Raw genomic sequence first — 2,816 nt, forward strand, 5'->3', positions numbered from 1 at the left:
GCCGCCTGCCGCACCCCTGCGCCTCCTGCCTGGAGGGGAGCCGGCGCGGCATGAGCGTGAAGGACGGGGGCGCATGAAGCGGCTGCTCATCGTCGACGACGAGCTGGCCATCGTGGAGGCGCTCCAGGACATCCTGTCCCTGGAGGGCTACGACATCGTCACCGCCTACAACGGCGACGAGGGCCTCCAGCGGCTCATGGCCTCCAAGCCCGACCTCGTCCTGCTGGACCTGATGATGCCGGTGATGGACGGCGGCGAGCTGCTGCGCCGCATCCGCGCCCATCCCGACCTGTGCGACCTGCCCGTGGTGGTGATGAGCGCGGGCCGCCTCACCGACGAGGAGCGCCGCGACAGCTCGCACTTCCTCGCCAAGCCCTTCGAGCTGGACGACCTGCTGGGCACCATCGCCCGTCAGCTCCCGGCCGACGGCGCCCGCGTCTGAGGCCCGGAAGCCCGGGCCCCGGTTCGCCCGGCTCGGAAGCTCAGCCCGGCGTCGCGCGGAAGAGGATGTCCCGGTAGTACTGCAGCTCCGTGAGGCTGGAGCGCAGGTCCGCGAGCGCGGTGTGCCCGCTGGGCGGCTTGCGCGGCTCCACCAGCGCCGGGTACCACGCGCGCACCAGCACCTTCAGGCTCGTCACGTCCACCATGCGGTAGTGCAGGTAGCGGTCCAGCATGGGCATGTGGCTGATGAGGAAGCGCCGGTCGGTGTGGATGGAGTTGCCCGCGAGGATGCCCTCGCCCAGCTCGCAGTGGTCCGCGATGAAGGCCGTCACCTCGCGCTCCGCCACGCGCAGGGACACGTTCGAGGAGCGCACCTTCTCCATGAGGCCGTTCTTCGTGTGCATGTCGCGCACGACGGGCTCCATGCGCAGCAGCATCTCCTCCGGCTGCCAGATGACCCGCTCGAACTCCGCGATGGGCCGCAGGTCCGGGCCGGTGATGATGACGCCCACCTCGATGATGCCGCAGGACTCGGGGTCCAGTCCGGTCATCTCCAGGTCGAGCCAGACAAGGCGGGTCTCACGGGCCATGGTAAGAAAATCCTGATCGCGAAGGGGAAGGAACGCTCCCTATACCAGCCCCCGGCCCTGGAGCACTCACTCCGTGAATGAATCGTCCCAGCGGGTCAGGACGTCCACCTTGGATTCGAGCGTGCGGTGCACCGGGCACAGGTCCGCGATGTGCAGCAGCCGGGCGCGCTGTTCGTCCGTCAGGGGCCCCTCCAGCCGGACGAGCCGCTCCAGCCGGTCCACGCGCCCCACCCGCGACTCGCACTCCGCGCAATCCTTCGCATGCACCTTGTCGTGGTTCAGCCGCACGCGCACGCCCGTGAGCGGCCAGCCGTGCTGGTCCGCGTACAGGCGCATCGTCATCGACGTGCACGCCCCCAGCGCCGCGGCCAGGAGCCCATAGGGCGAGGGCCCCGAGTCCTGCCCCCCGAGCGCCCGCGGCTCGTCCGCGCGCAGCCGGTGCGTGCCCACGCGGATGTCCTGGGCGAGTCCCCCCTCGGACGCCCCGTGCACCTCCACCTGTCCCTCCGGCAGCGGCTCCTCGCGCTCGCGCAGCGGCGCCACGTGCCGCGTGGCCCACGGCCCCAGCACGTCCGCCGCGTAGGCCGCGTCCGCCGGGCGTGAGAGGAAGTGGTCCGCCCCGTCCAGCATCACCAGGCTCGCGGGCCGCCGTGCGCGCGCCAGCAGCCCCCGCACGCGCTCCAGGCCCACGTAGCGGTCCTCCGGCGCCTGCATCACCAGGAGTGCGCCCTCGAAAGCCCCGAGCGCCTCCGCCACCGCCTCCGCGTCGATGGCCCGCAGGAAGTCCCGGTGCAGGCGCAGCCGGCCAGGGCCCAGGGCGACGTCGCCTGCTTCCGCGCCGCGCTCGCCGGGAGGCAGCAGCGCCCGCAGGGTGTCCGCGCCCACGGGGGCGTTCACCAGCGCCACCGCCGTGACGTCCGGCAGCCGGGGCAGCGCGGCCAGCACGGCCGTGCCTCCGAGGCTGTGCCCCACGAGGAGCCGGGGCACCGGCACGCGCTCGGAGAGCCAGGCCGACGCGGCCACCACCGTGTCCACGCCCGGCACCGTGTCCGGGGGCCCTTCCGCGCTCGCGCCGTCCGCACCCTTCGTGAAGTCCAGGCGCAATACGGCGAAGCCCCGCGACACCAGCGCGCGCGCCAGCCGCTGCGGCCCGGGCGAGTGGCCCACGCACGCGAAGCACGACACCAGCACCGCGCTCGCGGCCGGAGCGCCCGAGGGCAGCTCCAGCCGCCCACCGCCTCCCGGGAAGCTCACCTCCCGGGGCGTCATCTAGAAGTCCACCAGCGCCTCGGCCGTCCACACGCCGCCCGGCCCCTGGCGCACGGACACGCTGGTGAGCGACGCGCCCGTCACCGCGACGTCGAGCCCGTGGCGCTCAGCGCCCGCGCGCTCGCCGAAGCCGTGGCCGAAGAGGTTCAGCCCGTCCAGGCGCACCGCGAAGCACTGGAAGCGCAGGCGCCGTCCGGCCATGGCGCCCACCACCTCGCGCAGCCACTCCGCGAGCAGCTCGTCGTGGTCCACGGACTGGCAGGACACCTCCAGCTCCTCGTGCGCCTCCACGCTCCGGGGGTCCGTCACCAGCGCGGACAGCCCCAGCGCCGCCATCTCGAAGGCCTGCTCCATGGACCGGCCCACGCCCCGCACCCCGAGCTGCTCGTCGCGCGTGAAATGTTCCCAGTGGGTCCGGGGCTTGCCTTCCGCATGCACCACTTCGGTGTTCATAGGTCCTCCCGCTCCTTCGGTTCACATCGCACCCTTCAGAACCACCAACCGCCCCCCATGTCC

At 72.9% G+C, this 2,816-nt stretch carries 4 protein-coding genes; 1 reads left to right on the forward strand and 3 read right to left on the reverse strand.

The features are described from left to right. Nucleotides 1-73: 73 nt before the first annotated feature. Entirely contained in the window at nucleotides 74-442 is a 369-nt protein-coding gene (locus D7V93_RS41260) for a response regulator (protein WP_120648458.1), read from the forward strand. Nucleotides 443-482: 40 nt separating this feature from the next. Here D7V93_RS41260 and orn read toward each other — a convergent pair whose 3' ends face one another. The 3 genes from orn to D7V93_RS41275 all read right to left on the reverse strand — a co-directional run bounded on the left by orn (nucleotide 483) and on the right by D7V93_RS41275 (nucleotide 2,753). Beyond that, a complete protein-coding gene (gene orn / locus D7V93_RS41265; RefSeq protein WP_120648459.1) occupies nucleotides 483-1,031 on the reverse strand; it encodes an oligoribonuclease in 549 nt (182 codons plus the stop codon). Between the two features lie 66 nt (nucleotides 1,032-1,097). Next, entirely contained in the window at nucleotides 1,098-2,300 is a 1,203-nt protein-coding gene (locus D7V93_RS41270) for an OsmC family protein (protein WP_120648460.1), read from the reverse strand. Continuing rightward, complete coding sequence (locus D7V93_RS41275) at nucleotides 2,301-2,753, reverse strand: archease (protein WP_120648461.1); 453 nt, start codon at nucleotides 2,751-2,753, stop codon at nucleotides 2,301-2,303. It lies immediately after the preceding gene. Between the last annotated feature and the right edge of the window lie 63 nt (nucleotides 2,754-2,816).

The organism is Corallococcus llansteffanensis, from assembly GCF_003612055.1.
GTDB classification, from domain to species: Bacteria; Myxococcota; Myxococcia; order Myxococcales; family Myxococcaceae; genus Corallococcus; species Corallococcus llansteffanensis.